The organism is Bacteroides sp. OF03-11BH, from assembly GCF_003604005.1.
GTDB lineage: Bacteria > Bacteroidota > Bacteroidia > Bacteroidales > Bacteroidaceae > Bacteroides > Bacteroides ovatus.
This window is the reverse complement of record NZ_QTMW01000118.1, coordinates 667-1345: the sequence shown is the minus strand read 5'-3', so window position 1 is coordinate 1345 and position 679 is coordinate 667. Positions and strand designations below refer to the sequence as shown.

Sequence of the window (679 nt, the reverse complement as noted above, 5' to 3'; positions counted from 1 at the left end):
TGATACTTAAAGAAAATAACAGCCAAATCGGCTGATAGTATAACGTTCAAGACAATAAACAACTAATAATCAAATGATTAGATATTAAAATGGAGTAAAAAAGGATTTGTGTGCGAGCTATGAAAGAAGTGCTAAACGACATATATACAGACGGTTGCAAAGAAAAGAAGTACCGCTTGTCCGATTTCTTCAATCGGTGGTGGGACGAATACGCACAGCACCCGGCGGAGTACATCACCCCCGAACAGTACAAGGCGGTGAACGCTATCCGTGTATGTCGCACAACCACTTTGGGGATAGATACATACGTTTGTCCCGATTGTGGGGAAGTACGGGAAATCAGCCATAGTTGCAAACACCGTTTTTGCCCGTCATGCGGCTGGCGTGACACGCTGAAATGGGCGGCACGCATGAAAGAAAAGATGCTGCGGGTGCCACACCGCCATGTGGTGATGACCTTGCCGCATATCCTGCTGGACTTGGTGAAGCGCAACAGGAAAGAAATGCTGAATATACTGATGCGTACTTCGGCTGAAACGCTGAAAGACTGGATGATGCACAAGTTCGGCTTGAAAACCGGGGTAATTGCCGTACTACATACCTACGGGGAAACGAAACAGCTCCATGTACATACGCACATGATTATGTCATGGGGCGGCATAGATAACGACGGTAAGAT

Annotated in this window: 1 protein-coding gene; it reads left to right on the top strand. The window is 46.5% G+C overall.

Annotated features, from left to right (window positions below; genetic code table 11):
- Positions 1-119 precede the first annotated feature (119 nt).
- Positions 120-679 (top strand): transposase zinc-binding domain-containing protein (locus DXA54_RS28695; protein ID WP_243647706.1); only part of this gene is annotated, 560 nt, incomplete at its 3' end.